Source organism: Dietzia sp. DQ12-76 (assembly GCF_014145045.1).
Classification (GTDB): domain Bacteria; phylum Actinomycetota; class Actinomycetes; order Mycobacteriales; family Mycobacteriaceae; genus Dietzia.
Genome location: NZ_JAALDV010000556.1, coordinates 1 through 1,308 on the forward strand (window position 1 = coordinate 1; position 1,308 = coordinate 1,308).

At 66.8% G+C, this 1,308-nt stretch carries 1 protein-coding gene; it reads left to right on the forward strand.

The features are described 5' to 3' along the window. Positions 1-393 precede the first annotated feature (393 nt). Entirely contained in the window at positions 394-1,257 is an 864-nt protein-coding gene (locus tag G6019_RS16625; RefSeq protein ID WP_107756860.1) for a Bax inhibitor-1/YccA family protein, read from the forward strand. Positions 1,258-1,308: the final 51 nt, after the last annotated feature.

Genomic DNA, 1,308 nt, shown 5'->3' on the forward strand with positions numbered 1-1,308 from the left:
CGCCGCCACCGTGCTCGTGACGACGGCCCCTGTGGTGTCCGTGCTGACGGCCGGGGCGGCCGCCTCGCCGGGGATGTCCGCCCCGGCCCGGTGTCGCCGACGGGCCGAAGTCGCCCGGCCCGTATGTGTCGTCGATGTTCATCGCGACTCCTTCCGATCTGGGGTGCCTGGTTGGCCCCCGTCTGTCTAGAAGTATCCGCGCCATTCTCAAGAATGTCAACGACATATCGATAACTGACGGTTGCGTCGAGTGGTCCACCGGTCAGGCAAGATAAGAATCAATGCGGGGAACACTCAGGTGCGCCCACGCGTTGACCCAGTACGAGTGATTCGTCGGTGACCCGGCGGGGACTCTCGCTACACGACCTTCCCCGACAATCCGAAGGGACCTCGATGCGCAGCAGTAGCAATCCGGTCTTCAGCTCTCTGTCCCAGGACAGCGCGCGTGGCGCCACCCACCTCGGTGGCGCGGGCCGTGCCACCTTCCAGCAGGGCCAGTACGGCCACCAGGGCTTCGGTGCCCAGGCCGGGTACGGTGCGCCCCAGGCCCATCCGCAGTTCGAGGCGGACACGCGGCCCATGACGATCGACGACGTCGTCACCAAGACCGCCATGACGCTGGGCCTGCTCAGCATCGTGGGCGTGATCGCGTTCTACATGATCAGCGTCAACCCCGGTCTGCTCTTCCCGTTGCTGCTCGTCGGCGGTATCGGTGGCCTCGTCGTGGTGCTCATCGCCACCTTCGGCCGGAAGATGGACTCCGCTCCGATCACCCTGACCTACGGTGCGCTCGAGGGGTTGTTCGTCGGCGCGGCCACGTACCTGTTCACCGCCGACATCCAGGGCGGTGGCGTCCTCGGTGCGGTCGGCGCCGCGATCCTCGGCACCATCGGTGTGTTCGTGGGCATGCTGTTCGTCTACAAGACCGGCGCCGTTCGCGTGACCCCCAAGTTCACGCGCTTCCTCACCGCCGCCATCGTGGGCGTGCTGTTCGCGGCACTCGGCAGCATCGTGCTCAGCTTCTTCACCGGCGGCTCGAATCCGCTCTACAACGGTGGCCCGATCGCGATCGCCTTCTGTCTCCTGTGCATCGGCCTCGCCGCGTTCAGCTTCCTGCTCGACTTCGACAACGCCGACCGCCTCGTTCGTGCCGGTGCCCCCAACAAGATGGCGTGGGGCGTCGCGCTCGGCCTGACCGTCACCCTGGTCTGGCTGTACATCGAGATCCTGCGCCTGATGAGCTACTTCCGCGACTGATCAGCGCGAGCGGTAGCGCCTGCGGCCCCGGCTCCCGACTCGGGAGCCGGG